Origin of the sequence: Acinetobacter sp. YH01006 (genome assembly GCF_013420445.1) — a bacterium.
Taxonomy (GTDB): domain Bacteria; phylum Pseudomonadota; class Gammaproteobacteria; order Pseudomonadales; family Moraxellaceae; genus Acinetobacter; species Acinetobacter pseudolwoffii.
Genome location: NZ_VOYB01000008.1, coordinates 1 through 26166, shown reverse-complemented (window position 1 = coordinate 26166; position 26166 = coordinate 1). Strand labels below are relative to the sequence as shown.

The 26166-nt window shown below is 43.3% G+C and carries 24 protein-coding genes and 1 pseudogene; 8 read left to right on the top strand and 17 right to left on the bottom strand.

Features of this window, described 5'->3' with window-relative positions; translation table 11 throughout:
• The first annotated feature begins 206 nt into the window (after positions 1-206).
• From paaZ to FTT73_RS08540, 3 genes are all read left to right on the top strand, one after another.
• Entirely contained in the window at positions 207-2318 is a 2112-nt protein-coding gene (gene paaZ, locus FTT73_RS08550) for a phenylacetic acid degradation bifunctional protein PaaZ (protein ID WP_180191285.1), read from the top strand.
• 194 nt (positions 2319-2512) lie between these two features.
• On the top strand, positions 2513-3952 hold the full coding sequence (locus FTT73_RS08545; protein WP_005095892.1) for an MFS transporter: 1440 nt from the start codon (positions 2513-2515) through the stop codon (positions 3950-3952).
• 186 nt (positions 3953-4138) lie between these two features.
• Complete coding sequence (locus FTT73_RS08540) at positions 4139-5074, top strand: tRNA-dihydrouridine synthase (RefSeq protein ID WP_180078464.1); 936 nt, start codon at positions 4139-4141, stop codon at positions 5072-5074.
• A 52-nt stretch (positions 5075-5126) separates the two neighbouring features.
• Here the strand turns inward: FTT73_RS08540 and FTT73_RS08535 are convergent.
• The 4 genes and pseudogenes from FTT73_RS08535 to rpe form a co-directional block, all read right to left on the bottom strand.
• A pseudogene (locus tag FTT73_RS08535) lies at positions 5127-5788 on the bottom strand (nuclease-related domain-containing protein).
• Positions 5789-5821: 33 nt separating this feature from the next.
• Positions 5822-6304: a methylated-DNA--[protein]-cysteine S-methyltransferase gene (locus FTT73_RS08530; RefSeq protein ID WP_100328961.1), complete on the bottom strand. Its 483-nt coding sequence runs from the start codon at positions 6302-6304 to the stop codon at positions 5822-5824.
• Between the two features lie 74 nt (positions 6305-6378).
• Complete coding sequence (sugE, locus tag FTT73_RS08525) at positions 6379-6696, bottom strand: quaternary ammonium compound efflux SMR transporter SugE (protein ID WP_005095886.1); 318 nt, start codon at positions 6694-6696, stop codon at positions 6379-6381.
• Between the two features lie 629 nt (positions 6697-7325).
• Positions 7326-8012 (bottom strand): ribulose-phosphate 3-epimerase, encoded by a 687-nt coding sequence (rpe, locus tag FTT73_RS08520; protein WP_005172476.1) that lies wholly within the window; start codon positions 8010-8012, stop codon positions 7326-7328.
• A gap of 171 nt (positions 8013-8183) precedes the next feature.
• Here rpe and FTT73_RS08515 point away from each other — a divergent pair, with 171 nt between their 5' ends.
• On the top strand, positions 8184-8462 hold the full coding sequence (locus tag FTT73_RS08515; RefSeq protein WP_005095882.1) for a DUF2218 domain-containing protein: 279 nt from the start codon (positions 8184-8186) through the stop codon (positions 8460-8462).
• Positions 8463-8860: 398 nt separating this feature from the next.
• On the opposite strand, the gene fghA is transcribed toward FTT73_RS08515, so the two are convergent.
• The 7 genes from fghA to FTT73_RS08480 all read right to left on the bottom strand — a co-directional run bounded on the left by fghA (position 8861) and on the right by FTT73_RS08480 (position 14864).
• Positions 8861-9697 carry an S-formylglutathione hydrolase gene (fghA, locus tag FTT73_RS08510; protein WP_180078460.1) on the bottom strand — a complete coding sequence of 279 codons (837 nt, stop codon included), beginning with the start codon at positions 9695-9697 and terminating at the stop codon, positions 8861-8863.
• 44 nt (positions 9698-9741) lie between these two features.
• A complete protein-coding gene (locus FTT73_RS08505; protein ID WP_074384093.1) occupies positions 9742-11124 on the bottom strand; it encodes a C13 family peptidase in 1383 nt (460 codons plus the stop codon).
• Positions 11125-11245: 121 nt separating this feature from the next.
• Positions 11246-12067, bottom strand: a complete 822-nt coding sequence (locus FTT73_RS08500; RefSeq protein ID WP_218944664.1) for a class I SAM-dependent methyltransferase — start codon at positions 12065-12067, stop codon at positions 11246-11248.
• Complete coding sequence (locus FTT73_RS08495; RefSeq protein WP_005095875.1) at positions 12061-12885, bottom strand: undecaprenyl-diphosphate phosphatase; 825 nt, start codon at positions 12883-12885, stop codon at positions 12061-12063. The genes FTT73_RS08500 and FTT73_RS08495 overlap by 7 nt, the downstream gene beginning before the upstream one ends.
• 16 nt (positions 12886-12901) lie before the next feature.
• Positions 12902-13567, bottom strand: a complete 666-nt coding sequence (tsaB, locus tag FTT73_RS08490; RefSeq protein ID WP_180191284.1) for a tRNA (adenosine(37)-N6)-threonylcarbamoyltransferase complex dimerization subunit type 1 TsaB — start codon at positions 13565-13567, stop codon at positions 12902-12904.
• Between the two features lie 136 nt (positions 13568-13703).
• Positions 13704-14231 (bottom strand): gamma carbonic anhydrase family protein, encoded by a 528-nt coding sequence (locus FTT73_RS08485; RefSeq protein WP_373683702.1) that lies wholly within the window; start codon positions 14229-14231, stop codon positions 13704-13706.
• Positions 14232-14255: 24 nt separating this feature from the next.
• Positions 14256-14864 (bottom strand): CoA pyrophosphatase, encoded by a 609-nt coding sequence (locus tag FTT73_RS08480; RefSeq protein ID WP_005095870.1) that lies wholly within the window; start codon positions 14862-14864, stop codon positions 14256-14258.
• Positions 14865-14987: 123 nt separating this feature from the next.
• On the opposite strand from FTT73_RS08480, the gene FTT73_RS08475 reads away from it, so the two are divergent.
• Complete coding sequence (locus tag FTT73_RS08475) at positions 14988-15536, top strand: NUDIX hydrolase (protein ID WP_180078516.1); 549 nt, start codon at positions 14988-14990, stop codon at positions 15534-15536.
• Between the two features lie 66 nt (positions 15537-15602).
• Here FTT73_RS08475 and FTT73_RS08470 read toward each other — a convergent pair whose 3' ends face one another.
• The 6 genes from FTT73_RS08470 to FTT73_RS08445 all read right to left on the bottom strand — a co-directional run bounded on the left by FTT73_RS08470 (position 15603) and on the right by FTT73_RS08445 (position 23736).
• A complete protein-coding gene (locus FTT73_RS08470) occupies positions 15603-17534 on the bottom strand; it encodes a hypothetical protein (RefSeq protein ID WP_180078453.1) in 1932 nt (643 codons plus the stop codon).
• Between the two features lie 21 nt (positions 17535-17555).
• A complete protein-coding gene (gene filE, locus FTT73_RS08465; RefSeq protein ID WP_180191283.1) occupies positions 17556-18743 on the bottom strand; it encodes a putative pilus assembly protein FilE in 1188 nt (395 codons plus the stop codon).
• Between the two features lie 7 nt (positions 18744-18750).
• Positions 18751-20415, bottom strand: a complete 1665-nt coding sequence (locus FTT73_RS08460) for an OmpP1/FadL family transporter (protein WP_005095864.1) — start codon at positions 20413-20415, stop codon at positions 18751-18753.
• Between the two features lie 12 nt (positions 20416-20427).
• Positions 20428-21633, bottom strand: a complete 1206-nt coding sequence (locus FTT73_RS08455) for a hypothetical protein (RefSeq protein ID WP_074384085.1) — start codon at positions 21631-21633, stop codon at positions 20428-20430.
• Positions 21634-21667: 34 nt separating this feature from the next.
• On the bottom strand, positions 21668-22501 hold the full coding sequence (locus tag FTT73_RS08450) for a C39 family peptidase (RefSeq protein ID WP_005172502.1): 834 nt from the start codon (positions 22499-22501) through the stop codon (positions 21668-21670).
• 188 nt (positions 22502-22689) lie between these two features.
• The gene (locus FTT73_RS08445; protein ID WP_005172505.1) at positions 22690-23736 is read right to left on the bottom strand and encodes a DUF6160 family protein; all 1047 of its coding nucleotides are present in this window, start codon (positions 23734-23736) and stop codon (positions 22690-22692) included.
• Positions 23737-23996: 260 nt separating this feature from the next.
• Here FTT73_RS08445 and FTT73_RS08440 point away from each other — a divergent pair, with 260 nt between their 5' ends.
• The 3 genes from FTT73_RS08440 to FTT73_RS08430 form a co-directional block, all read left to right on the top strand.
• Positions 23997-25328: an anthranilate synthase component I family protein gene (locus FTT73_RS08440; protein WP_005095856.1), complete on the top strand. Its 1332-nt coding sequence runs from the start codon at positions 23997-23999 to the stop codon at positions 25326-25328.
• A 149-nt stretch (positions 25329-25477) separates the two neighbouring features.
• A complete protein-coding gene (locus FTT73_RS08435) occupies positions 25478-25783 on the top strand; it encodes an IS3 family transposase (RefSeq protein ID WP_026444437.1) in 306 nt (101 codons plus the stop codon).
• A partial coding sequence (locus FTT73_RS08430; protein ID WP_373686439.1) for an IS3 family transposase occupies positions 25780-26166 on the top strand: 387 nt, incomplete at its 3' end. The genes FTT73_RS08435 and FTT73_RS08430, both read left to right, overlap by 4 nt.

Below are 26166 nucleotides of genomic sequence, written 5' to 3'. Positions count from 1 at the left end.
AAATCAATATCTATTTATTGGTATCATTTAATTTTTATTGCTTATTTTTAATAAATAATTGTTTTATATAGTTTAATATTTTTTATTTTATTCCTAATCATTTTTAAACACAGATTTATGATTGACATTTTCACTTTTTCAACACAAATTATGAAACATCAAAATTAAAATACATCTCAAAACGTATCGTAAATGGAGTTTTTACCATGTTAGAGTTAGACAGCAACTCAAGCACAATGGATTATCAAGATACTGAATCAACTCATAATCCTATTGCTATCAAAAGCTTAGCTTCACTGGTGTACGGCCAGGAATACACAGCGCAAGCCGATTTACGTACGGTTTATCATGCCATTAGCGGTGAAGCGGTTTATCAGGTCGGCAGTCAGGGCATCGATACCCAAGCTGTAGTCAAGTATGCCAAACAAAAAGGCGCGACTATCGCCACATGGACCTTCCATCAACGTGCCAATGCACTGAAGCAAGTGGCACAGTATTTGATGGAGCGCAAAGAAGACTTTTATGAACTTGCCAAGGCGACCGGCTGTACCCGTAAAGATGCCTGGATTGATATTGAAGGCGGGATTGGCACCTTATATGCCTATTCGAGTTTGGTGCGTCGTGAACTGAGTGATGAAACAGCATGGGTCGAAGATGCCTGGATTCCTCTTTCTAAGCAAGGTAGCTTTGGCGCGAAACATATTCTGACGCCTAAAGCCGGTGTTGCCGTGCATATCAATGCCTTTAACTTTCCAATCTGGGGCATGCTGGAGAAAATCGCCCCTACGCTACTGGCAGGCGTACCCTGTATTGTCAAACCGGCGACCGAAGGTGCCGAGCTGACCCATGCCGTGGTCAAAGCCATTCATGAAAGCGGTTTCTTGCCAGAAGGTTCATTGCAGCTCATTTGCGGACAGGTTTATGATTTGTTTGATTATTTAAATCCTCAGGATACGGTCACCTTTACCGGTTCTGCATCAACCGGGCAAAAACTGCGTTCGCATCCACACTTAAATGCCTACTCGATTCCATTCACTATGGAAGCAGATTCGGTCAATAGTGCGATTTTGACGGCGCAAGCCAATGATGAAACGATTGATTTATTTGTTCGTGAAGTTTTCCGTGAAATGACCACTAAAGCCGGACAAAAATGCACCGCCATTCGTCGTGCCTTTGTTCCAGCCGAGCTGCTGGATACAGTACAAGACCGTCTGATTGAAAAACTGAAAAAAGTGGTTGTCGGTGATCCGGCTCAGGAAGGCGTGACAATGGGTGCTTTGGCCAGCGTCAAACAGAAACATGATGTCGCGGCAAAAGTTGAACAGCTCAGCCAGGATGCAGAAATTGTGTTCGGTAGTCACTTGCGTCAGGACTTTAAGATTCAAGTACAAAATACTGAGAAGTCCGCATGTTATCCACCAACAGTCTTGGTCTGCAAAGCACCGGCTCAGGCAGAAAATATTCATAAAATTGAAGCCTTTGGACCTGTAGTCACTTTAATGCCATATACTGACCTGGCTCAGCTGGCTGACCTGGTGGCACGTGGCGAAGGTAGTCTGGTAGCATCCATCGTACGCAATACCGATGAAAATATTGAACAACTGCTCAGCAAAATTGCGCCATGGCATGGTCGTGTCCATATTCTGGATGCAGAAAGTGCCAAAGAAAGTACCGGACATGGTTCTCCATTACCTTTGCTGGTGCATGGTGGACCGGGACGTGCTGGTGGCGGTGAGGAGCTCGGTGGCTTACGTGCAGTGAAACATTATATGCAACGGACTGCGATTCAAGGTTCCCCGAATGCCATGACCCAAGTCGGTCATAGCTGGACGGCTGGTGCTCAGGTCTTTGAAGACCGTGTGCATCCATTCAAAAAATCATTTGATGAATTGCGTATCGGTGAGCGTTTACTGACTGCACGACGTAGCGTGACCGAAGCCGATCTGGTGAATTTCGGCTGCCTGAGCGGTGATCACTTTTATGCGCATATGGACAAAATTGCTGCGGCAGAATCACTGTTTGGTGAGCGCGTGGCCCATGGTTACTTTGTGGTATCTGCCGCGGCCGGTTTATTCGTCGAGGCTGCTCCAGGCCCGGTCATTGCCAACTATGGCATGGACAACTTGCGCTTTGTAGAGCCGGTGAAAATTGGCGATACCATTCAGGTAGAACTGACCTGTAAGCAGAAAACTCCAAAAGCACTGCGCGATCCGGCACAGAAACCACATGGTGTGGTGGTCTGGGATATTAAAGTCAAAAATCAGCGCAATGAACTGGTCGCAACCTATGATATTTTGACCCTGGTTGAGCGCGGCTAAACATTTAAACTCAAAAAAGGAATCATTATGATTCCTTTTTTTTTGATTCAAATATTATTTGTATCTATTCTTAAAAAACAGATTGACGTCAATCCAATTAAACTTTAGATTGATCAAATACGATACAAAATAAAAATAATATATAAATTAAAAGTATCAAATAAATATCTCAAACGATCAGCACAGGATGTTGCATGATGAATGATAAATCGCTAGACATAGACATGGTTGAAAGGACGATTCAACCGCCCAATCAAAGTTTTGAGCCTACACCGACAGAAACGGCCGTGCCGCTGTCTGAACAGATTGAACCACCACCGGAAAGCAGCACCTATCAATGGTATGTGGTGGTCATTTGTATGGTGGCTTACATTCTGTCATTTGTAGACCGTCAAATTTTATCCTTAATGATTGAACCGATTAAAGCCGATTTAATGCTAAGCGATACCCAGTTCAGCCTGTTACAGGGTCTAGCCTTCTCCTTGTTTTATGCCATTATGGGTCTGCCCATTGCCGCGCTGGCGGATCGAAAGTCCCGGATTAAAATTATTGCGACCGGGATTGCATTCTGGAGCCTCGCTACAGCGGCCTGTGGTCTCAGTAAAAACTTTATTCAAATGTTTATTGCACGTTTGAGTGTGGGTGCCGGTGAAGCTGCGCTTTCCCCTGCCTTTTATTCAATCGTTGCCGATTTATTTCCCAAAGATAAATTAGGCCGTGCACTCGGGGTATATGCGATTGGTGCCTTTATTGGTTCGGGTTTAGCTTTCCTGATTGGCGGCTATGTGATTGGCCTGCTAAAAGATGTCAGCTTCGTGGCTTTACCGCTCATTGGTGAAGTAAAAACCTGGCAACTTACCTTTATGATTGTGGGTCTACCAGGCGTATTGCTGGCCCTGCTGATGGTTTTGACGGTGCGTGAGCCTGCACGTAAGGGCATGAAAGTCGGTCAGGATGGTCAGGTCATTAAAGCCTCTTTCAAAAATTCGATCGGTTTTATCAAGACACATAAAAAGACCTTTTTCTGTCATTTTATCGGCTTTTCTTTTTACACCATGATGCTGTATTCGCTGCTGGGCTGGGCACCTGCCTATTACATGCGTAATTTCGGTCTGGATGCGAGTCAAACCGGTTATATCCTTGGGACGATTATTTTAGTGGCAAATACCTCTGGTGCCCTGTTCTGTGGCTGGCTGATCGACTTCTTTTCAAAGCGTGGCTATAGCGATGCTGCAATTCGTACCGGTGCCATTGGCTGTGCGGCGCTGATTATTCCGAGTGTGCTGTTTACTCAGGTCGATAATATGCAGCTTTCATTTGCGCTGATTTTTGTGGCGATGTTCTTCTCCACTTTCCCGATTCCTGCATCCGCTGCTGCTACGCAAATGCTGACACCAAACCAGTTACGAGCCCAGGTCTCTGCCAAGTTTCTGCTAATTTCAAATCTGATTGCCTTAGGCATCGGAACCACCGCAGTGGCGTTGATCACGGATAAATATTTTCAGAACACGATGATGGTTGGTAATTCTATTTCGATCGTCAATGCCATTGCCGGAGTGATTGGCTTCTTCTTGTTGTATAAGGGCTGTCAGTATTATCGTGAGAGTATGAAAGTCGAAAAACTGGCTGACTAAAATAGCTGGATATGAATCAGCCATCTTAAGCTTCACTGTGAAAGGCCTTTAATCCACATTAAAGGCTTTTTTATATCCATTCCACAAGCTCAATTTTCAAGTTCTCAAATTTCAATTCTCCCTCCAACCTAGACAGGCTGGCTAAAAAAACGTATAACACCGTTTTAAATTTACAGGTGTGCACCGTTGAAACTTGTGCTTGCTCCCATGGAAGGCTTAACCGATCCGATTATGCGTGATGTGCTGACATCCGTAGGTAGCTTTGACTGGTGCGTGACCGAGTTTATCCGTGTCACCGACTCTATCCTGCCCGATCATGTTTATCACAGTTACTGCCCGGAACTGTTAAATGATGGCAAGACGGCGGCGGGTACGCCGGTACATGTGCAGTTTCTGGGAAATAATCCGGAAATGCTGGCAGCAAATGCAGCCAAAGTTGCCGCAATGGGCGCACCGGCGATTGACCTGAATTTTGGTTGTCCTGCGAAAACCGTGAACCGTCATCGCGGCGGTTCCGTTTTACTGGATGAACCCGAAGTGGTACATGAGTTAGTCAAAGCCGTGCGGGATGCAGTACCGGCGCATATTCCGGTGTCTGCGAAAATGCGTCTGGGTTATATGGACCGCAACTTTATGCTGGACAATGCCCATGCTATTGAAGATGCGGGAGCGTCTTGGGTCACCGTTCATGCGCGCACCAAAGCCGATGGCTATACTCCACCCGCTTTTTGGGACCAGCTACAACCGATTCGTGAAGCACTGAAAATTAATGTGATTGCCAATGGTGAAATCTGGAACAATGCCGATGCCAAACAGTGCCGTCTGGAATCCGGTTGCGAAGACCTGATGATTGGCCGTGGTGCCGTGACCACACCCGACCTGACCCAATGTATCCGCCAAAATTCAGATGCACCTTTGATGAACTGGAATGAATTGCTGGAACTGCAAATTCGCTTTATCAATGGCCCCGCCAAAACTGAGATCGGGATGGTCGGTCGTTACAAGCAATGGCTCGGCATGATGTCGAAACATTATCCTGAAGCCAAATCCTTATGGGATGAAGTAAAGCGGATTAAAGTTCTGACTGAAATGACCGAAAAACTGAAAGCCTCAACTATGTAAATGCAAAAGCCTTTGAATGATTCAAAGGCTTTTTTTGATTCTATAAATCATTTTAAGGCTGCTTATGCTGTTTTAAGCTTTCTACATGTTCCCGATTGTTTTTCCAGAATTTTTCTAAAAGCTGTTTTTCTAAACGCAGTTGTATCCGTTTTAATTTCGTTTCAGAAATCATCTGTTGATCAAAACTTTTCACATAATCGGTCCAAGCTGCGCCCCGAAATACCTCATTCGGCATTGGTGTTTTAAATACCGCATCCGGCATAAATACAATCACAGAATGCAAAAGATTTAGCTCCACAATATCAGCCAGTAATTGTTCCAGAACTTTGATGTGTTTATAGTTTTGATGAATCGGATTTTGAAATGTATAACTGTTTTTATAAATTTTCTGGGTCCATTGTTTCTGACGCGCGCTTGCAAAAATCCAGCCCTTATAGTTTTTGGTTTCAATCACAAAGATGCCATAAGGACTTAATAGCAGATGATCGATTTGTGTGGTGGCACCTGCTCCATCTGGAAGGGTCAAATCATTCAGTAGAATGTAATTCAGGGTCTTTTAAATACCGTTTGACATGGGTACTGACCGTGAACTCACCTAACTTTTCTTAAAAATGGCTTAAATAATTTAAAAACAATCACGCCAAAGAACAGCAGAAAAATCCACCATACACTGAACCAGAGCGGACTTAATATCTGTAATATAGAATGTTCCATATTCTAATTTTCATTTATTTTAAGACTTCGATCTTAATGCGTTCGCTCAATATTTAACAGAATTTCTTTTTTATCCAAACCACCGGCGAAGCCCACCAGCTTGCCACTGCTGCCAATCACCCGATGACAGGGTGCAATAATCGAAATCGGGTTTTTTCCGTTGGCTGCACCCACGGCACGCACTGCTTTAACATTACCCACCTGCTCGGCAATATCGCGATAGCTTCGGGTCTGGCCATAAGGAATATTCAGCAGAGCCTGCCAGACTTTTTTCTGAAAATCGGTTCCGGCAAAGTCCAAAGGCAAGTCAAAAACATTGCGCTGACCAGCAAAATACTCCTGAAGCTGGCGTCTGGTTTCAATCAATAGCGGATGCTGCAGATCTTCCACCAAGGTCGCCAGTTTCACCCGATTCGGCTGTTCACAATCCCAAAGCACAGCTACTAGTGCGGTGTCATTCGCGACCAGTCGTAACTGACCGACTGGAGAATCCATATAGAGATAACTTAAGTTCATGCTTACACCCTGTCCCGGATCAGCGGAGTTTATTTTCTATTTTAACTCAGTTCACCGAGACAGGCTGAAACAAATTATGAAGAAGATACTTTCATCAGCACCAGACCGGAAATAATCAATACTGCAGCCAGCATACGCATGGCCGATGTCGGCTCACCCAGAACTAAAATCCCGATCAGAAATGAACCCACAGCCCCGATTCCGGTCCAGATCACGTAAGCTGTGCCTAATGGCAAAGTACGCATGGCATAGGCCAGTAAGGCAAAGCTGAGAATCATAAAGAAAATGGTGATGATACTTGGCGTTAATCGGGTAAATCCTTCGGACAATTTCATGGAATATGCCCAAACGATTTCAAAAACACCTGCGAATATAAGTGCAATCCAGGCCATGCAGCCCTCCTCTTTTATCTAAGAATCAGGCCGTCCTGACGATTTTTCCTGTGCATTTCAGCATGAAATAGACAAGGGAGGTCGTTCCTCCTACCTATAAAAAATTTTATAAAACCAGATTACGCACACCTGATTATTTTTACAAAACATGACTCTTAGAGATGCAACTTAACCTGATCTTACTCAAATCTTCAAGACATTTGTCGCTGCTGTTATTATGGTAGATATTCAAAATGATCATTCAGAAATAGCCCCTATGATCAGGCAAATTCAGCAACAACAATTTCACAAAAATAAGTGCAGCATATCAAGTTATACACATCCATTAAATTTAAATAACGAGCAAAGAGATTACACAATGAAATACAATTTTAAGACCTATTGATCACTTTTTATTTAACATGATTATGAACCTGTGATGAATAAACGACCCCTAAACAAGAGGGGTTGTAAGGTATAAAAAGAACCAGATTTGAGCTCTTTTTATACAAATTTCGTCTAAGGCATAATCAATCTGGCTACAAATGATTACATTTTACACAACATATCCATATGGTTACCCACATGGATATCTACACACTTATCCATAAAGTTATCCACATATTTATGTGCATACTACTTTTTAGCGATTAGAGTTGAACCTGACCGACTTTGGCTAATTCTGCACGCATTTCATCAATTACAGCTTTATAATCCGGCTTGCCAAAAATAGCAGATCCAGCGACAAACATATCCGCCCCCGCTTCGGCAATTGCACGAATATTGCTTGGGGTAACACCGCCATCGACTTCCAGCTGAATATCACGCCCTGAAGCATCGATCAGTTTACGGGCCTGACGCAGTTTATCCAAAGTCATCGGAATGAATTTCTGTCCACCAAAACCCGGGTTTACACTCATCAACAGAATTTGATCTACTTTATCTAATACATAATCCAGATAATGCAGCGGTGTGGCCGGGTTAAAGACTAAACCGGCTTTTGCACCACCCGATTTGATCAACTGTAAAGAACGGTCAATATGGTCAGATGCTTCCGGGTGGAAGGTAATGATATCGGCACCTGCTTCAAGGAAATCCCCGATCATACGATCTACCGGTTTCACCATCAAATGCACATCAATCGGGGCTTTGATCCCATAGTTTTTCAATGCCTTACAAACGCCTGCACCAAAAGTCAGATTCGGTACATAATGATTATCCATCACATCAAAATGAACAACATCTGCCCCTGCTGCCAAGACGTTCTCGACTTCTTCACCTAATCGGGCGAAATCGGCAGATAAAATTGAAGGTGCAATTAAATATGGCTTGGACATGGGAGAACCTGGCTAGCTAAAATTGGATTTTTCTCATTATAACAAATCCAGTCCGGCTACTGTGACCTTGATGTTGCAAGAATAAAACGCTGTGTAACGCTTTAAGGCTTATGAATGCCTTTCAATTTGGTTTAAAGTCCTGACAAGGATAAAAAGTTTAGAGGAGTAAGAATGCAAAGTACCGCCCAGATCCAGACTCAACAGGCGCAGCGCCTTGCCAAACGCCTGGCCAATCACTGGAAGCATAAGTTTACCATCGAAGAAACAGACCAGCAGTTCCTGATTCATTTTCCGAGTGCAGAGCTGATGTTAATTCCTCAGACTGAGCACTTGCTGGTGACCATCCAAAGTAGCGATGAATCTACCGATTTCGATAAACTGGAAAATGTGGTTCTGGATCATCTGATCCGCATGGGACAGGAAGATTTAACAGCCGACTGGCAAAGATAAGCGATAAAAAGCCCTGTTATTCAGTAATGCCAGTCAGTTAAGGAATTGACTGGCATTTTCTTTTTCAAATTCATGATTATATCTGATAGATAGAAAAGTCATCCGCAACTGTTTGAGGCAGGACTACATTTAAAAATGATTGTTTCTGCGACAAGCTTACTAGTTGATGGTGGCTGACGAGTTTTGCGGTGAGGAGTGTTGCTCCGCAAGATGCCTTCCTTGCGAAGCTTCGCTTCTCATTTGGGCGAAACCAAAGTAACAAATAATTTACAAGAATTTGATTTATAAAATTAATACTCCGCTGTGAGTGACTAAAAAATTAAAGAGTCTATTTCTAAACTCCTTAACTGATCAACATTACTGTTATTCAGGGCTTTTTTGTGCCAGCAGTTTTGAGTTTAAGGCTGAAGCTGTACCGCATGAAACTGTAGATGGTCATCCATAAAACTTTGAATAAAGTAATAGCCATGATCATAACCCTGATGTTCACGCAAGGTCAGCGACTGGTTCACGGCATCACAGGCCTGCTGGAACAGCGCCGGATTCAGCTGGCTATAGAACTGGTCTGAAAAACCCTGATCAATCAGGATGTCAGCGAATAAGACACCTTTCTCTTTAACCAGTGCAGTCGCATCATGCTTGAGCCATTCTTCACGGTTTTCACCCAGATAATTCGAGAAAGCTTTGTCTCCCCAAGGACATTGGCTTGGTGCACAGATCGGTGCAAAAGCCGAAACTGAACTAAATTTTTCTGGATATTTAAAAGCCAGAGTCAATGCACCATGTCCGCCCATACTGTGACCGAATATGCCGATCTTGCCCGGCTGAATCACAAACTCTTCAATGACCAGCGCATAGAGTTCATCGACGATGAAGCTTTCCATCTGATAATGTTCAGCCCACGGCGCTTCGGTGGCATTGATATAAAAACCTGCTCCCTGACCGATATCCCAGTGATCGCCTTCTGCCACAGCTTCACCGCGTGGCGATGTATCCGGTGTGATTAAAATCAGGCCCAATTGTGCTGCCAGACGCTGTGCATGTGCCTTAATCGCAAAGGTTTCCTCGGTACAGGTTAGCCCTCCCAGATAAAACAATGCCGGACAGCTATGACCTTCTAGGGCTTGAGGCGGCAGATAAATACCAAATTTGGTCGATGTTTTCAGTGCTTTCGAATCAAAGCGATAAATCCGCTGTTCACCTTCAAAGCTTCTATTGTTCTGTACGAGTTCCATGGCATATTCCTTATGATTGCAGCATATCTGCTGATGACATTGATCTAAGGTGATTGTGTCATTGTACTGGTTTGCGGAAATAAACGTTGTTCCAGCTGTGGCAACATCAATTGCATATTCTTGCCAATCACCCATTGCGGCTCTGAAGGCTCGAAGCCTTGCGCTGATTCCCATTTTGCTACGGTATCTCTGGCCTGTTCGAACGCGGCTTGCAGACTGCTATTTTCACGCATCGCTTCATCAAAGAATGCACGGCCAAAATAGGTATAATCCGCTTCATTGGAGCAGCCAAAAGACTGACGGTCGGCTGCCGAAGCCGTAATCACCAGGGTATTGTCATTCTGCAGGGCCGAAGCAAAGCTGCCGGAAAAACAGGCCGAGATCACAATCACACGCCAGCGAATGCCTGCTGCATCCAGCGTTTCACGTAACCATTTTGGATCGACCTGTGCCAAATCCAGCGGCGCATTTTCCATTTCAAACACATTTGGCAGACCATGAGAGGTCATATATAAAAATAACACATCACTTTCACGGTTCATCTGCTGGCCCATACGGCGCAATGCCAGTTCCATACTGGTTTTGGAGGCAATCGGCATGGTGGTACGTGTCGCCGGATGATTGACCAAAGCAATAGAACGGCCATAAGTGCCAAAACGGGTATCAAACTGCTCTTTAATCCGCTCGATTTCAGAATGAAATACATCCTGATAACTTGCGCCAGCCACGCCCATAAAATACCAGTGCGATTGGGCAAATTCACCGTATTCGATATTTTCCAGGGCTTTATTCAGCAAAATTGGCTGCGCATAAAATGCATCTTCGGCAAAGCTCGGTGGAATTTCTTCGACTTTCCAGATCGGTTGATCTTTGACTGAAATTTGCCAGACCACCAGCGTAAACAGGGTCGCCAGCATAATCAGCGCACGTTCCCACCACGGCCATTTTAATTCACGTGAAATTACCCAGACCACAGCCAGACTTTGCCAGACAAATAACATGACAAACAGGGTCGGAATATAGTCATAGAGGATATAAGGCAGATAGTCCAGATCGCCCAGATATTGAATCAGGCACTGGAACAGCATGATATGGGTATCTAAAACCAACCATAACAATGCCGGCACCAGCATCAAACGCAGGTTATTGATCCGTTGCGACAGAAAGATACCCACAATCAGCGCAATAAAAGGCCAAAGTGCATAACTAATCAGACCTTGAGAGTTAAAATCTCCCATACGGCCTGAACTGAGCCAGCTAAATAGGCTGTTGGCACAACCACCCAGAATCCCCCAGAACACCAATTGCATGATCGATGGACGAACCAGTTGCAATGAACGCCGAGATCCCAGAAATAACCACATCCCGGCAATTTGGTTGCTCTTAAAATCGTGCCAAAAATTAATGGAGGGTTTAAAGTCGATCATAGAATTTCAAGGAGATCAGTGGCTCGCTAAGGTGCTGAATAAGTTTATGCTTGATAACGGTTTTATCAATGCCAATTGTTAAATATACAACAAATCCTTGCTTAATATTGAAACAATTATCTTATTCAGCCACAAGTTCATGCTGAAAATATGCATCAAAACGGCAGGCATCACCCTGCCATTGATGATGAGGTTGTTTTTCTGCCAAAAACACCGCCAGACGTGGACGTTTGACCACCACACGTTTGGCAATTTTTTGCGCCAATTCCAACAGGTTATCACCCAGATCCATTTCGCCATCTTCAGGCAAAAGCATATGCAAGAGCTGCATCTGTTTTTTGACTTGCGCCTGTTTCTTGACCGCCTGCTGGTTCTGATCCCGCTGCGGGAACATCGGATCCAGATAGACCACATCTACAGTTCGATGCTGCTCGGCTTGCTGCTTCAGATAATCGGCTGAATCAGAAAAGACCAGTTGAATCCGTGATACGACTTGACTCAGGAATGCATCAGATTGTGCACGGGTATGGGTATCTTCAAGTAAAGTAAATAATATGGGATGTCGTTCGACCAGCGTGACTTGGGCACCTAAATGCGCCATCAATAAACTGTCATGTCCCAGACCCGCGGTGGCATCGATCAAGCTCGGTTTCTCGGCTAAATGACAGGCACGTGCAATCATTTCAGATTTTAAAGACGCACGTTTTAAACGTCCGGTCTCGGCTTGCCAGTCCGGTTGCATTTTCATGCCATGGGCACAAAGCCAAAGTCCATTCTCATCTACACATAAGGCCAGTTCAGGATTCAGACGAAAGAAACGTGCATTGAGTTTTTCAACCGTTTCAATTTCGACCTGCACCCCACGAGAAGAAAGCACAGCCCCGAAGTGCTGTGCTTTCTGTTGATCGTCAGATTCGGCATATAAGCGAATCGCGCTTACCATAATTTCCAACCTGTATAGGCAAATAATAAAATCAGCAGACCCGAAGCAATACGATACCAGGCAAAGATCATAAAGTCGCGTTTAGCGACATAAGCCACCAGCGCGCGGATGAGTAACAGTGCCGAAATAAAAGAAACCAGAAGCCCGACCCCGATCACGGCCCAGTCTTCAGTAGTATTTAGCACATCATAACTTTGATAAAGATCCAGCAGGCCGGCACCAATAATGACCGGAATACCCAGAAAGAATGAAAATTCAGTCGCGGCCTTACGTGATACACCTAAAAACATCGCACCGATAATGGTCGCACCTGAACGAGAGGTTCCCGGAATCAAGGACAAGACCTGAATCAGACCAATCCAGATGGCATCTTTAATACTGAGATCTTCAACTTCATGTGCACGAACTTGAGGCGGATGTTTTTCAATCCAGATAATGATCAGGCCACCCACAATCAAACCAATGGCAATGGCAATATCATTAAACAGAAACTGTTTGACCGTTTGCCCCAAGGTCAGTCCAATCAATATAATTGGAATCGAGGCCAAAATCAGGCCGATCCCTAAGCGACGACCCTGTGGCTCACCGCTGACAATTCCGGTTGCTGCTCCCCAAAGACGGGCCCAATATTCATAAATTACCGCTGCAATGGCACCCATTTGAATGGCAATGACGAATACATCACTCTTTTCCTTGGTCCAGAAATTCATTAATTCTGATGCCAAAATTAAATGGCCAGTACTGGAAATCGGCAAAAATTCGGTAATACCTTCGATAATACCCATGATTGCCGCTTTGAGTAGCAGTAAAAGATCCATGCTTTATCCTAATTAATTATGCTTTGCCTTGTTCAGGAATTTTTTTCCACGCGTTATCACGTAAATAGACCGGCAGCGCCAATTCTGCACTAACCCAGTTTTCTGTGTGTGCTGCTGCACGTGCGATGCTGGCAATATCCTGTGCGGTCGCATGCACATTTTTATACATTGAAGTTTCAGTTTGTACCAGCTCAGCACCAGAGCCCACCGGCGTAAACCGCACAGCCTGACTGCCTTCGGCATAACTTAATAATTGTTCTTCATCGACCGGCTGCATGATCCCCTCTGCATCCAGTTGATAGCTCGCGATATAAACTTCGCTCATGCGCGCATCTAATACGGCAGAAACTTCGCTTAAACCATGTACACGGTAAGCTGCCTGCGCCAAGGCCTGTAAAGTCGACACCGGAATCACCGGCACATCATTTGACCAGGCCAGCGCCTGCGTGACTGCGGCATTAATCCGCACGCCGCTAAAAGAACCCGGACCACGACTAAAAGCAATCGCGGTTAAATCACCAATCGCCAGCCCAAGATCTTGCAGACCTTGTTCAATCATTGGGAGAATCGTTTGCGTTTGTGCCTTGGCGCGCGCATCAAGCTGAAAAAATAGTTCTTGAGTATCATCGATCACAGAGATGGAACACTGCTCATTGGCAGTCTCCAATGCCAGCACTTTCATGCACAACCTTAATTCAGAGAATATAAAAAACGCGGATATAATACTCCACTCATATCCGCTACGCGAGATTTTCCCGAAACAGATACAAAAATGCCTAGAAAATTCTAGGCTTATCATGATTTTCTAGAACATCGTATTAAAGCTGAACTTGTTCCAGATCCTGAAATTTCTGAAAATGCCCGGCATAGTGCAGGGCACTCATTTTCAGCTTTTGAATACTGTCTTGATCCAGCGTTTTTACCACTTTGCCCGGTGAACCCATCACCACCGAATTATCCGGAATGATCTTGCCTTCAGGAATCAGGGCATTGGCACCAATAATACAATTCTTGCCAATCACCGCATGATTCAGAATCACCGCCTGAATCCCGATCAGGCTGTTATCACCAATGGTACAGCCATGTAACATGGCCTGATGTCCGATGGTGACATAATTTCCAATTTGCATCTCAATACCGGCATCGGTATGCAGCACGGCATTTTCCTGCACATTGCTGAAATCACCCAGTTTGATTTTACTGTTATCTGCCCGTACCACGGCACCAAACCAGATGCTGACCTGCTGCCCGAGTTCGACTTGTCCAATTACTGTTGCCGTTGGTGCGACCCAGCCATCCCATGGCTGCTGTGTAGCAGTCGGTGTGTGTCCCTGAAATTTATACAACATTGATAAAATCCTGTTCAATGGTTAAAAAAATTTGGAGCGTTTAAAACTTGGTGAATTGAGCAGGAATGGCCAGTCTTTTTTATAATCCAATCCATACTGGAACAAAGAAATCAGCATACGTGCCGTCAATCCCCAGACCACTTCATTTTCTACCCGCATACTTGGAAAATATAAAGATTGCTGGGCAAAGCGGACTTCATAAGGTGTGGGCGTGGCTTCAAGCAAATGTTGCAATGAGGCAAAGAAAATCCGGTCGATTTCCGTTGGTTGCGGAATCAGCTGCACTTGCGGCGGAATCAGCCCCACAATCGGCTTAACCAGCATGCCATTACGGGCTTTCTGCATGGGCAAGTCCCCCATCAGCTGCACATCAAAGGGATTTAATGCCGTTTCCTCATAGGCTTCTCTTAAAGCCACGACAATATTGCTGGTATCTTGTGGATCGCGCTTGCCACCCGGAAACGAAACCTCTCCGGCATGATTATTCAAATAGGCCGAACGGCGGGTCAGCAATACTTTGGGATCAGCTTCATCGGTGATCGCAATCAACACGGCAGCATGCGCAGATCGAATACGCCTGGAAAAGCGTAATCGTTGCTGCAGCTTTTGTGTCAACTCACGCGCGTCCATTCTTTCAGCCTTAACCATGATCATAATTTCATCATAGCTGATTTTTGATTCAGCGGGATAGAAATGATGCCAAATTTTGATTTTTCAGTTATCCTGAGCTTACTTTTATCATTGATGATGAATATGAACTTCTGTGTGAATTGTGGACATAAAACGACCGAAAAAATTCCTTTGGGCGACCAACAAATCCGCAGCGTGTGTAATTCATGTGGCTCTATTCATTATATTAATCCAAAAGTCATTTGTGGCGCGCTGGTACTCTGGGACAATAAAGTCCTACTTTGCCGCCGTGCCATTGAACCGCGTTACGGTTTATGGACTCTGCCTGCCGGCTATATGGAACTGTTTGAAACCATGGAGCAAGGTGCTGCACGGGAAACCCGTGAAGAAGCTGAAGCCGAAGTCGAGATTGAGCAGTTGTACTGTATGTATAACATTCCGCGTATTGGCCAGATTTATGTGCTGTTCAAAGCCAATCTGATTGATGGAAAATTTGGTGCTGGTGAGGAAACCATCGAAGCACGTTTATTCGATGAAGCAGATATTCCGTGGACCGAGCTGGCTTTCCCAAGTGTAAAACATACACTAAGACATTATTTTGCAGACCGTAAAAATAATATTTTCCCGATGCATTTAGAAACCTTAGGTTCGCGTCTGGATCATACCGGTTAAATCCAATAGATTGAGCGCGCATAAAAAAATCCCATACGCAGATGGGATTTTTTTATTTATGGGACATTACGCTTTAGCTTTGACGCGATAACAATCTGCAAGTTTAAACTCAACAGACCCACCGCTTCGTTTGGCCAGACCAATATCGTCAGGCGTTTCATCCTCATTATTATTGTTATAAATTTTCTGGAAACTGGCATAGGTATTGGCCCATTGCACGCCGTCTCCGACCGAATTCAGGAAGGTGACCCGCCCGTTCTGACCGGCAGCAGTATCCAGTACATTGGACAAATTCAGCAGAGCACCGCCAATCACAATCGAATCATTTGCATTTGGTGAAGACTGGATGCGTGAGTCGACCCCAACCAATGCACCATTCAAATCCCCTAATTTTACATTGGCCAAAATCAGACGCATCGAAACCGATTTATCACGAACAAATGCACGGCCTAAAGTTCCAAGCCGGTATTGCTGTACGCCATTCAATAATAAATTGTTATCAAGCACATCGCCCTCACAGCCTGTTGCTGGGTCGGTCGCAAGATTATTCTCAGATTGCATATTGGTTCGCACATCACCATTACTATCAATCACAATCCCCAAAGTGACTGGACTGACCGTTGTGTCACTAAACTTAAACTCCAGATTGGCATACATCGGGAAGATATACTTCTCCCCACTGGCTACATTCTGCTCTGTTTTAAATACCGCACGATCCAGATAGCTGATTGGGAAAATTTTATATAAATCAATACTTCCATTATATTGATCACCATCCGCATCCAGACGCCATGCCCCTAAACTGGCTTGATCAGATGCATCCAGCTGTGTTTTTCCAGTGACCATCTTATAGAAAGCTTCTTTACCCGCAATCACATAATCATTCAGCAAACTGCCCCGATACAGTTCAAGTGGCGTAGCGTTATTTGCGACATTTAAACGATAAGGTGCAGTAATCGTTTTGCTGGTAGGATGAATCCATGAACTTTGCGGATCGGCCGTCATTTGTGCAGGTTTCACATTACGAATGAGTTCAGCATTAATTCCACCCAGTGAAGATAGATTTTTTGCGGGCAGTTTTAACTGGCTATCACGCCATTGCAGGCCACTGCCAAAGGTATAACCCTGACGGTCTGTGATTAGCATAAAATGACCAAATAGATGTTTGGTAGTCTGATCTTTAATATCACAAGGTGTTTTATTGCATCCCACCAGTCCATCTGAACCCGACTGGATGCTACCAATCACACCAGAGGTTGAAAATAGTGAAAATTCCGGCTGATAAACCGCGGCATTGGCAATGGTTACCAGTTTTTTCACTGTAGCAAAAGCAGCTTCATCAGAAATCTGGTCAACATCGATAAAATCCTTAATTTTTGTGGCGAAGCTAGCATCCGTCAGACTGATATTTCCACTCACTTTAGCCAAGTCTTTACGCATTTCTTCGGTAATATACAAGGGCTGCACATCCGTTGGATTCACAATACGGCCTTCTTGTATCGCCAGAGCTTGCAGAATTTTCACCAGACGCATGGCAACCTGAACTGTAGGATCATTCTGATCCAAGTTATTTACCTGACGTCCAGTAATTCCTTTTGCAATATCGACCACACTTAAACGTGGGAGCTGAGTCTGGGTACTAAAGGTGGCATAATCGCTCAGCTTAAGTTTGCCGAGAGTAATTTTGCTTGAACTAAAACTCTGAATATAAAATTCAACCTCATCCGTCTTTTGACAGGTTCCGGATGCCACGCCAGCATTACTATCAAATAGAGTAATGAAGGTATTTTCTTTATCGCCACTACAATTAAAATTCAAGCCATCCAGCGGATATTCAAGCCCCCATTCCACACAATTATCTGTCCCTGCTGTACAGGTTCCATTGGTCGTGGCTTCATTATTTTTTTCTGGAATCACATTGGCACTCTCCCCACCACATCCTGCGAGTGCAGCCAAAAGTGTAGTTAAAGCAAATGGATATAATATTTTATTTTTCATCTTGTTATACTCGAATAGTCCTTATCGAATGGCGACTAATTTTAGTTGTCCATAATTAGTGAGCATCTTGTCTTCAACATCGATTGCTGAGGCTAAAGGCGTCAATAACACATACTCACTTTGCGCAGGGATCTGAATAATGCCTTCAATACGCTCATGTTGAATAATATTTGCTTGTCCTTCCTGGTTTTTAAAACCACCCGCTCCTTCCAGAACACAGCCTCTATTGTCTAAAAAGACCACAAAAGGCCAATAATAAGTAGGATTTTTTTGGCGTGAAGCATAAGAGTTAATCTGAATATTCTTGATATCAGACTGTAATTGCACGACTTCAAAATCAAACTCATCTGCTTTCAAAGGCGCACGAGGCCATAAATTGACTTCTTTTTTAAGGCTGATCTGTTTGGCTTTTTTGATTTTTTTGTCATTAAAGCACTGTTTCCCCAAACTCTCTCTAGTTTCAGCTTGTGAAATACGGTAATAACTTTGTGCCAGTACCACTGGACCTGTATCCAGTGTAGGCGTTTTAAATAAGGATTTTAATACTGATTGACCAAGCCCTTTTTCACGCTCAATGGTCTGGATTCGGGTAGAGCCGATATTTTTATCTACCACGCCCTCGGGCATACTGTAGAAACGTTTCCTGCCTTCTAGATTAAATTCTTTATTCTCAAGATATTCACTGTCTACATAGTCCACGCCTTCAATCTGACTGAATCCGGTTTTCTGTAGCATCGGGCTTGAAGCGGGTGTCATGGCCTTAGGCATTTGAGTCAATTGGGTTTCAGATCTTATTAATGGCTTAGATTCTGTCAGTTCTTTCACAATCTGCGGTTGTACTGGTTGTACTGGTTGTACTGGTTGTACTGGTTGTACTGGTTGTACTGGTTGTACTGGTTGTACTGGTTGTACTGGTTGTACAACCAGATTATGGTCTGACTTAAGTTCTGCTGGTCTATTTTCTAGGACTGATACTGTTTCTAAGTTTTGCTTTACAGGAGGTGACTGAACCACTGCAACTGCTATTTTTTTCGATGCTAGAGATTTTTCTTCTGTTTTTTTCTGTGGGTTATGATTACGTGGCACGACTAATGGTCGCCCATCTGGACCAATAATGGTAATAAATTCTCTGGCGCTTGTATAAAAAGATAAGGGTACCAGACTTAATGCCAGTACCACTTTCAATCCAATTTTCTCTGTCTTGATCATTTCTTCCTTACCAACGAGTGCGATAGTTCAAACCTAAAATGGTAATCTTGGTATCTGTTTTCACGTTTAAACCTGCATATGGGTTTAATAACAGGTTATTCACGCCGGTCTGGTTGGCTAAACTACTGGTATTTGCTGGAATTTGATCTTTACTGCGCAAGAAACCAATCGAGAGATCCAAATCAGTATCTGCATCAAAACGATAACCCACACCTAATCCAAATAGCTGTGCACCATTAATAGGAACCATCGTATTGCGCTTATTTTTTGGAATAGCGCTGGTTCGTGGCTCATAACCTGCGCGAAGTTTTAAACGGTCGGTGGCGGAATACTCCATCCCGATTCCGAAATTCCACGGCGATTCGAATCCCATCGGCAAAGCCAACGTGGAATCAGTGACATTAGCAGACAAGATTTTGGCAATTTTTAAGGCTGAAATGGTACGGTCAAATTCGAATTTAAACTCATCCCAAACCTTGTAGTCTGTCCAGCCAATATCAAAATTTACCTGCAAATCTGGCATGACTTTATATTTGATACCTGCCTGAAAATGCGCCGGATATTCAAAATCCATCGACACCAAACCAGACTCACTGGATGGAATATAATTAGGAAACCCAAGAATTGCTGCCAGAATCTGACCCGTCGGTGAAGTCATTAAACCCTTGATCATTTCCTGTGGTGCTTTGGCATTATCAATATGATATTTACCTTTTAAGCGCATTTTTGCCGCACTTTGGTAGACCATACCAAAACTGAAATCTTCGCGTGGCTCCCACAATATCCCGAGGTTATAGCTTGGACTTAAATTCTGCTCAAGCTCCAGTTGCATCTGACCAAACTTGCCAAATGGGTTCATTCCCTCATCCGCATTACAGATCCCCAGCAACAGAATATCGGTAATAATGTCGGAGTTTTCTTTAAATGGTGTACAGACAACTTCATCGATCATACGCAACATCCCGATCAGCTCATTCGGGAAACGTAAATCTGTTTTCATCCCAATGGCTTGATAGGACATTCCAACAGAAGCACCAATGGACAGTTGGTCATTGACCTCATAACCAATCGATGGAGACAGGTAAGTAATCCGCTCCAAAGCAACTTGCTGGCCCATAAAGTTTGCCGGATTACCATCTTCATGACCGAAACCAGCGACTAAAGGCGCATATACCGCTGTTGCATAGGTCGCTTTAGATCCAGGCGGGTTATAAGCAATCCCCATGGTGGGCGCAGCCAAAGGGAGACCTTCGCCTAAATCCACCATCTTTTTCAGAAAAGGGACATACAGGCTGACATATTCCACATCACCACTGACCGGCCCTTTAAAATCAGTACATAAATCAGATGAAACTTCCGGTCCATCATTACAGACGATAGGGTCATCAGAATAGCCAAATACGTTATATCCAGCCGGCACTGTAAACTCCCGCTGGATATCAAAATTCGCCACAATAATCTGCTGTTCGGTTTGCAAACCATCAATTTTAGTTAGAGCAGCCGGGTTAAAGTGAATGGCATTGACTCCCGGGGGATCCGCCGTAACTGCATTCCCCATGGACAATGCACGTAAATCAACCGAAAGGTTGGTTCCCAATTGTGCAAAGGTATAACTTGAACAGCCCGCAAGAATAATTCCTGTTAATAACGGGCTAAGTCGAATGTTTTTCATACGACACCCCTATTAACTGATTTTTTTACCAAAACCTAAAATATCAAGCGGGAATGACAACCCCAACGAAACATCAGGCGCATCTTCGGTCAGCCCTAAGCCGACGGTACCATTCACAATCGTTTCTGGAGAGACTCGCACCCCTAATGAAATTGCCAAGGTGGAACTGGTCTGATCCGCGGCAGAGTAGCTTTCTCCTGTGTTATAGCTAAACTCAGCTCCCGTATTAAAGCTTTGCTGATAGGACATGGTCATCGAAACGTCATAGTTAAATGAGTATGCGAAACCGAATGCAAAACCCCCACTAATCCCCGGTTCAAACTCTTCAATAATGCGATAACCGCGACGCTGGTTCAGGCCTGATTCTTTAAAACCATAGTTTGCAGAAACGGAGGCAAACAGCACGACCGGATCGATGTATTTACGTGTACTGGCACCCACTCCTGCTGAGTAATAGCCCTTCCCTGCTGCCAGATCTGTCGCTGCATTGATTTCATAAGGACTGTCGCCCGTTTTTGTTGATAAATTACCAAATAAAATTAAAGGTAAACGGCCAGCTTTTAATGGAAATGGTTCCCAGCGTGCCCCAACACTAATATCACCTAGTCCGGCAGTCGAAGTGTCTTTTAACAAGTCGGTCTTGGCCACTAAAGGCAAGGATGCAGTTAAGGTCAGGTTATCTTTCACCCCATATTGGAATGTGAAAGTATTGGTCAAACTATGCGTGGCATTCTCTTGTACACGAAGTTGATATAGTTGACCCTGAGCCATTTCAATATCAAGTTGAGTGTCACGATAGTAGGTATAATCGATATCGTAATATGATGAAATATCACCTTTTTTAATGAGTGAGTACTGACGTTCATTTGAAGTAAATACTTCTTCCAGATTAGCTGCCTGGGTAGCATCACCTTCCTGTTTCTGTAAAGCTTGGGATGCATCTGCTACTTGTTTAGTCTGAGCCTCTACCGGTGCGGCAGTTTCACTCACTGCTTCTTCAGCTGTTTCATATCCACCGAGTTCCGGCTCTTGTGCAGCCTGTGTTTCCACTTGCTCAGTCTGGGCCTGTACAGGTACAGCAGTTTCAACAATAACTTCCTCATCAACCGTTTCGTATTCACCCAGTGTCGGCTCTTCTGCAGCAAATGCAACGCCCATTACCATTTGAATGCTCAGTGCCAAGAACGTCTTGTTCATCCATTTACTGTTCATATCCATTTCACCATTTTAATTTTTATTACTATTTTTCGTTTTATTTATTCTTGTAATACAATCTCAGGAAATTATATTGATATTCTCCAAATTTTTCTGATTCTATATTACGATTACGGTCCATACGGATCGTCGAGGCTTTATCGGCAATTTTATCCATATAGAACTGTGGATACTGCATGTCGACCAAGGCATAACGATTAATCGTGGCATCTTCCACATGGCGCATGTCGGCTTCTTTCAATGCCAGAAAGTTTTTACGATATTGTTCAGGGACATTAATCAGGAATAATGTATTATTTTCCCAAACATCCTGAAAACGCCGCTCGTCAAAACTGATATTACCGAGTGCTGGATCTGCGACATACACCCGGCCATTTCTATAGCCTTTATAAACTACGAAATGTTTGAATCCGGCATAAGAAATTGGAACAATAGCAGGCTGATCTTGATTAACTAAATCTTTGAACTCTCCTCGATAGCCTCCGCTTTCTAGCCCTAAAGCCGAGACAAAGCGCTTCATATCAAGTAAAGAGAAACTGCGGCGTTCAATAATTTTATCGGTTTCGCCGAATTTCATCAGTCCATTCATGACTTGCTGTTCATCTAGCTGTGTACCGATATAACCATTGAGTAGGGTGGTAAGGGCGGCTGAACCACAACTATAGTCATAGGCTTGACGTACAATGCCCTGAAATTGATCCAGAAGTGCAGGCTTTACTTGTACAGCTTCACGGTGCATACGCACAAAAGAGTCATTTCTTGAATCAAGAACTTCAGTATAGTGCACAGCGCCATTTGGCTGTTTTTTGATATCCAGAGCTTCTTTGGCAGCGTAATACATCAATGCCGAGCCCAACGCGATCTCTAACATAATTATTAACTTTTCTTATAATGGGCATGATACGCCTATTTTTCTTTTTATAGAGCATTCACTCTACTTCCTTGTAACTAGAAAGATACCTTCTTTTTCAAAAAAATACAGCATTTTTTTTATTTTTTGGATAAATGATTCAGTCATAAAAAAAGCGCGTGTAAACACGCGCTTTTATAAAGTAAATGTTAGTGGCCAGAAATGGTAATGATTGCACCTTTTGTATAAGTAAGCGGAGCTGGAGAGTAGAAAGTTTGCAAACCTTGAACTTCCATATCGCCAATTGATGACGTTGCGTTACGATTACCTAAATGAATACCTTGAATGTATTGATCTTTAGCACCCGTATCATTACTTACAATACGAATATGTGCTGCTTTACCCACAGTATTAGATGTGCCTACATAAGCATCATTAAATACTGAAATGTTTTGGCTAATCGTTAAATCATTAGACTTCGAATCTGCAATTTTAATACTTTCAATGAAGATCTCACCAGATTCACGTGTAGTTACTGGAGTTGTACCTGAAAGTCCCACAGTTACACCTTTAGTTGAATTATCCAGAATACCTAGATTTTTAATTTCTAGGCCACCAACCATTTTAGTATTCAGTTTGATCATCGCACCTTGAGGTGCGGCACCTAATTGGATATTTGCATCCATCACACCTGTTTTAACTTCTAAACCACTGAGGATATCATTTATAACCGCACCTCCACCTCGACGAATTGTATCTACATTATCACCTACACCTTTTACGCCAGATGCAGTTACACCAATTCGACCGATCTTGATATCAAGACCTGATACTTGTGCTGCAATATTAATGAAAGGATTAGCCCCCCCTGCACCAGCATCTGAATCAATCACCAAGTCAGCAAGATTACGAGATTGAAGTAAGTAAGCACCACCATCATCATAGTTAGCACCAATTACTACACCATGAGTTGCAGTAGTCGGATTAGCAAGAGCAGCGGCATCAGGAGCTACATCAGTCGTACCGCGAATAACGATTGCACCTGCCGTACCTGTCCCACCTTTATCAACAGCTAAACCGTCATTATCATGAATAAATAACTTTTCAATAGCGATTTTTGAAATACCGATCCCGATAGTAATGCCGCTTTGACCCGTTGTTTCGCTTAGAGATGCTTCATCCATTGCCTGCATCGCCATCGCATTGGCACTAAATGCAACTGAAGTCGCCAGAACTAATTTTGTGAATTTTTTCATTGTTTACTCTCCCAAGAGTAGTATTTTTTTTGGTTGTGAATCACTCAATGTTCACGCTGTATTTTTTATTTTCTGACAACGCAAAACATCTTTCCTTGAGTAATTTGCTTGCAGAACTAAGTTATCTCCGAGCAATCATTTGATCAACTGTTGTTGGTCGCAATCCAATGCTTACCGATAAACGGTATTTGATGATTTAAAAATATTTTCCTGTCTTCTTGATATAAAATAGCGAGTCATATTGAACTCTGCTTAACTGAATGACCGAAGCTCTCTATCATCGCCCCTTAAAATTTAAATCACCTCTGGTTGCAGATGTATTATCCGCATTAAAGACATTGGGGCATCTGGTGTATTTAAATAATAATGGTCAGCCTTTTATTGCCTGCTGTGCTCAAGAATATTTTATTGTGCAGCAATCACATATTCAGTCGTTTCAAAGAGTGGAAATTGAACAATATCAACCCAGATCATCTGAGTTTAGTTTGGAAATTGATGCATTAAGAAATCCTCACAAGAATGGATTTCATGGAGGTTATGTCGGTTTTATTGGCTATGATTATGCGGCTCAGCAATATATTCAGTATCCGGACCGCTCTCAACCTGGTTTATTTATCGGTCAATTTTCTTCCTATATTAAACTAAGCTCTGAGGGATGGATGTTCTATAGTGATGATCCACAGGCAGAGCAGATCTTCGATTATATTCAGAACTTACTTAATCAAAATAAAATTCGTCCGACGTTTCAGTTAATAAGCCCTTGTACTTCACGCTGGACCAAAACGGTCTACAGCAAGGCATTTCAGAAAATTCAGGATTATATTATTGCAGGTGACTGCTATCAGATTAATCTGACACAAGAATTTAATGGTCGCGCACAAGGTTCCCTCTTAGCAACCGCCCAAGCCTTCTGGACATTAACCGAAGCGCCTTATGCGGGTTATTTGCGTATTGGTGATTTTGAATTATTAAGCTGCTCACCCGAGTTGTTCATTGATTTTGAAACGAAGCGAAAAATTATTACCAAACCGATTAAAGGCACAATGCCCCGTTTTACTGATCCAGTGCTCGATGAACAATCCAGACAGACCCTAAAAGCCTCAGAAAAAGATCAGGCAGAAAATGTCATGATTGTGGATTTATTACGTAATGATTTAAGTGTTTATGCCGAAACAGGCTCGGTCAAAACACCGAAATTATTTAGTATTGAAAGCTTCAATCAAGTTCATCATATGGTCAGTGAAGTTGAAGCGACTTTAAAAGCAGATATCAATCCTTTTGAAGTACTCATGTCTGCTCTTCCAGGTGGCTCGATTACAGGCGCACCCAAAATTCGGGCCATGCAGATTATTGAAGAACTTGAGGGTGCACCACGTGGTGCTTACTGTGGTTCTATGGGCTATTTCAATTTCGATGGCACTGGCTCCTGGAATATTCTGATTCGCTCGATTCAAAAGTATCAGGAAGATATTTCTTTATGGGCCGGTGGTGGTATTACCATTTCTTCAGATTGTGATGCGGAATATCAAGAATGCTTTGATAAGGTTTCAGCGATGCTTGATCTGTTAAATACCTGGTATCAGCCTGAATAAATAAAAAGTGAATTTTAAGATTCGCTTTTTACTACAAATCTCCCCCTTGCGCAGCAATGCTTCTCACCTTTAATAAAGGTGAGAATGTAGTGGTTTAATGAAGTTGGACACCAACTTAGGTGATAATGTATTCACCAAAGAGGTGCTCAATGAGAACAAGACGAACATTCACTCCAGAATTCAAACTAGAAGCAGCAAGCCTTGTACTTAATCAAGGCTATTCAATTACACAAGCTTGTCGTGCTTTAGATATTGGACAAACAGCATTAAAACGTTGGGTTGATCAACTCCAATTTGAACGAACAGGCCAATCTCCAACAACGCCTGCTTTAACGGCTGAACAAAGAGAAATACAACAACTTAAGACTCGTATTCATCAACTTGAGCAGGAGAAGATGATTCTAAAAAAGGCTACAGCTCTCTTAATGTCAGACGAATTCAAACATATGCGTTGATTGATCAATTAAGAAAGCTAAGCCCTGTTAAAGTACTCTGTCGTGCATTTGGTATACTTCGTTCAAGCTACTATCATTATCGTGCAACACGTAAAAGCCGAAGTTCAGATCGTACTAAGCTTAATGCCATGATCCATAGCCTATTTAAGCAAAGTCGTTGTTCCCTCGGTAGTCGTGGTATGCGGTACATGCTGTTGAATCAAGGGATTAAGATTGGGCGCTATTTGGTACGTAAGCTGATGCGTGAATCAGGTCTTATTTCCAAACAGCGAAAGAAGCATCGATATCAAAACACTGTGGATGAAACTATTCTTGTACCAAATACTTTGAATAGACAATTTAAACCTGCTTACCCCAACCATGTTTGGAGCAGTGATATCACA

Excerpts from the sequence above, each read along its gene's own strand:
- paaZ (WP_180191285.1), top strand. The coding sequence starts at position 207 with ATGTTAGAGTTAGACAGCAACTCAAGCACAATGGATTATCAAGATACT.
- FTT73_RS08545 (WP_005095892.1), top strand. The coding sequence starts at position 2,513 with ATGATGAATGATAAATCGCTAGACATAGACATGGTTGAAAGGACGATT.
- FTT73_RS08530 (WP_100328961.1), bottom strand. The coding sequence starts at position 6,304 with ATGAACTTAAGTTATCTCTATATGGATTCTCCAGTCGGTCAGTTACGA.
- sugE (WP_005095886.1), bottom strand. The coding sequence starts at position 6,696 with ATGGCCTGGATTGCACTTATATTCGCAGGTGTTTTTGAAATCGTTTGG.
- rpe (WP_005172476.1), bottom strand. The coding sequence starts at position 8,012 with ATGTCCAAGCCATATTTAATTGCACCTTCAATTTTATCTGCCGATTTC.
- FTT73_RS08515 (WP_005095882.1), top strand. The coding sequence starts at position 8,184 with ATGCAAAGTACCGCCCAGATCCAGACTCAACAGGCGCAGCGCCTTGCC.
- fghA (WP_180078460.1), bottom strand. The coding sequence starts at position 9,697 with ATGGAACTCGTACAGAACAATAGAAGCTTTGAAGGTGAACAGCGGATT.
- FTT73_RS08505 (WP_074384093.1), bottom strand. The coding sequence starts at position 11,124 with ATGATCGACTTTAAACCCTCCATTAATTTTTGGCACGATTTTAAGAGC.
- FTT73_RS08500 (WP_218944664.1), bottom strand. The coding sequence starts at position 12,067 with ATGGTAAGCGCGATTCGCTTATATGCCGAATCTGACGATCAACAGAAA.
- FTT73_RS08495 (WP_005095875.1), bottom strand. The coding sequence starts at position 12,885 with ATGGATCTTTTACTGCTACTCAAAGCGGCAATCATGGGTATTATCGAA.
- tsaB (WP_180191284.1), bottom strand. The coding sequence starts at position 13,567 with ATGAAAGTGCTGGCATTGGAGACTGCCAATGAGCAGTGTTCCATCTCT.
- FTT73_RS08480 (WP_005095870.1), bottom strand. The coding sequence starts at position 14,864 with ATGGACGCGCGTGAGTTGACACAAAAGCTGCAGCAACGATTACGCTTT.
- FTT73_RS08475 (WP_180078516.1), top strand. The coding sequence starts at position 14,988 with ATGAACTTCTGTGTGAATTGTGGACATAAAACGACCGAAAAAATTCCT.
- FTT73_RS08470 (WP_180078453.1), bottom strand. The coding sequence starts at position 17,534 with ATGAAAAATAAAATATTATATCCATTTGCTTTAACTACACTTTTGGCT.
- filE (WP_180191283.1), bottom strand. The coding sequence starts at position 18,743 with ATGATCAAGACAGAGAAAATTGGATTGAAAGTGGTACTGGCATTAAGT.
- FTT73_RS08460 (WP_005095864.1), bottom strand. The coding sequence starts at position 20,415 with ATGAAAAACATTCGACTTAGCCCGTTATTAACAGGAATTATTCTTGCG.
- FTT73_RS08455 (WP_074384085.1), bottom strand. The coding sequence starts at position 21,633 with ATGGATATGAACAGTAAATGGATGAACAAGACGTTCTTGGCACTGAGC.
- FTT73_RS08450 (WP_005172502.1), bottom strand. The coding sequence starts at position 22,501 with ATGTTAGAGATCGCGTTGGGCTCGGCATTGATGTATTACGCTGCCAAA.
- FTT73_RS08445 (WP_005172505.1), bottom strand. The coding sequence starts at position 23,736 with ATGAAAAAATTCACAAAATTAGTTCTGGCGACTTCAGTTGCATTTAGT.
- FTT73_RS08440 (WP_005095856.1), top strand. The coding sequence starts at position 23,997 with ATGACCGAAGCTCTCTATCATCGCCCCTTAAAATTTAAATCACCTCTG.
- FTT73_RS08435 (WP_026444437.1), top strand. The coding sequence starts at position 25,478 with ATGAGAACAAGACGAACATTCACTCCAGAATTCAAACTAGAAGCAGCA.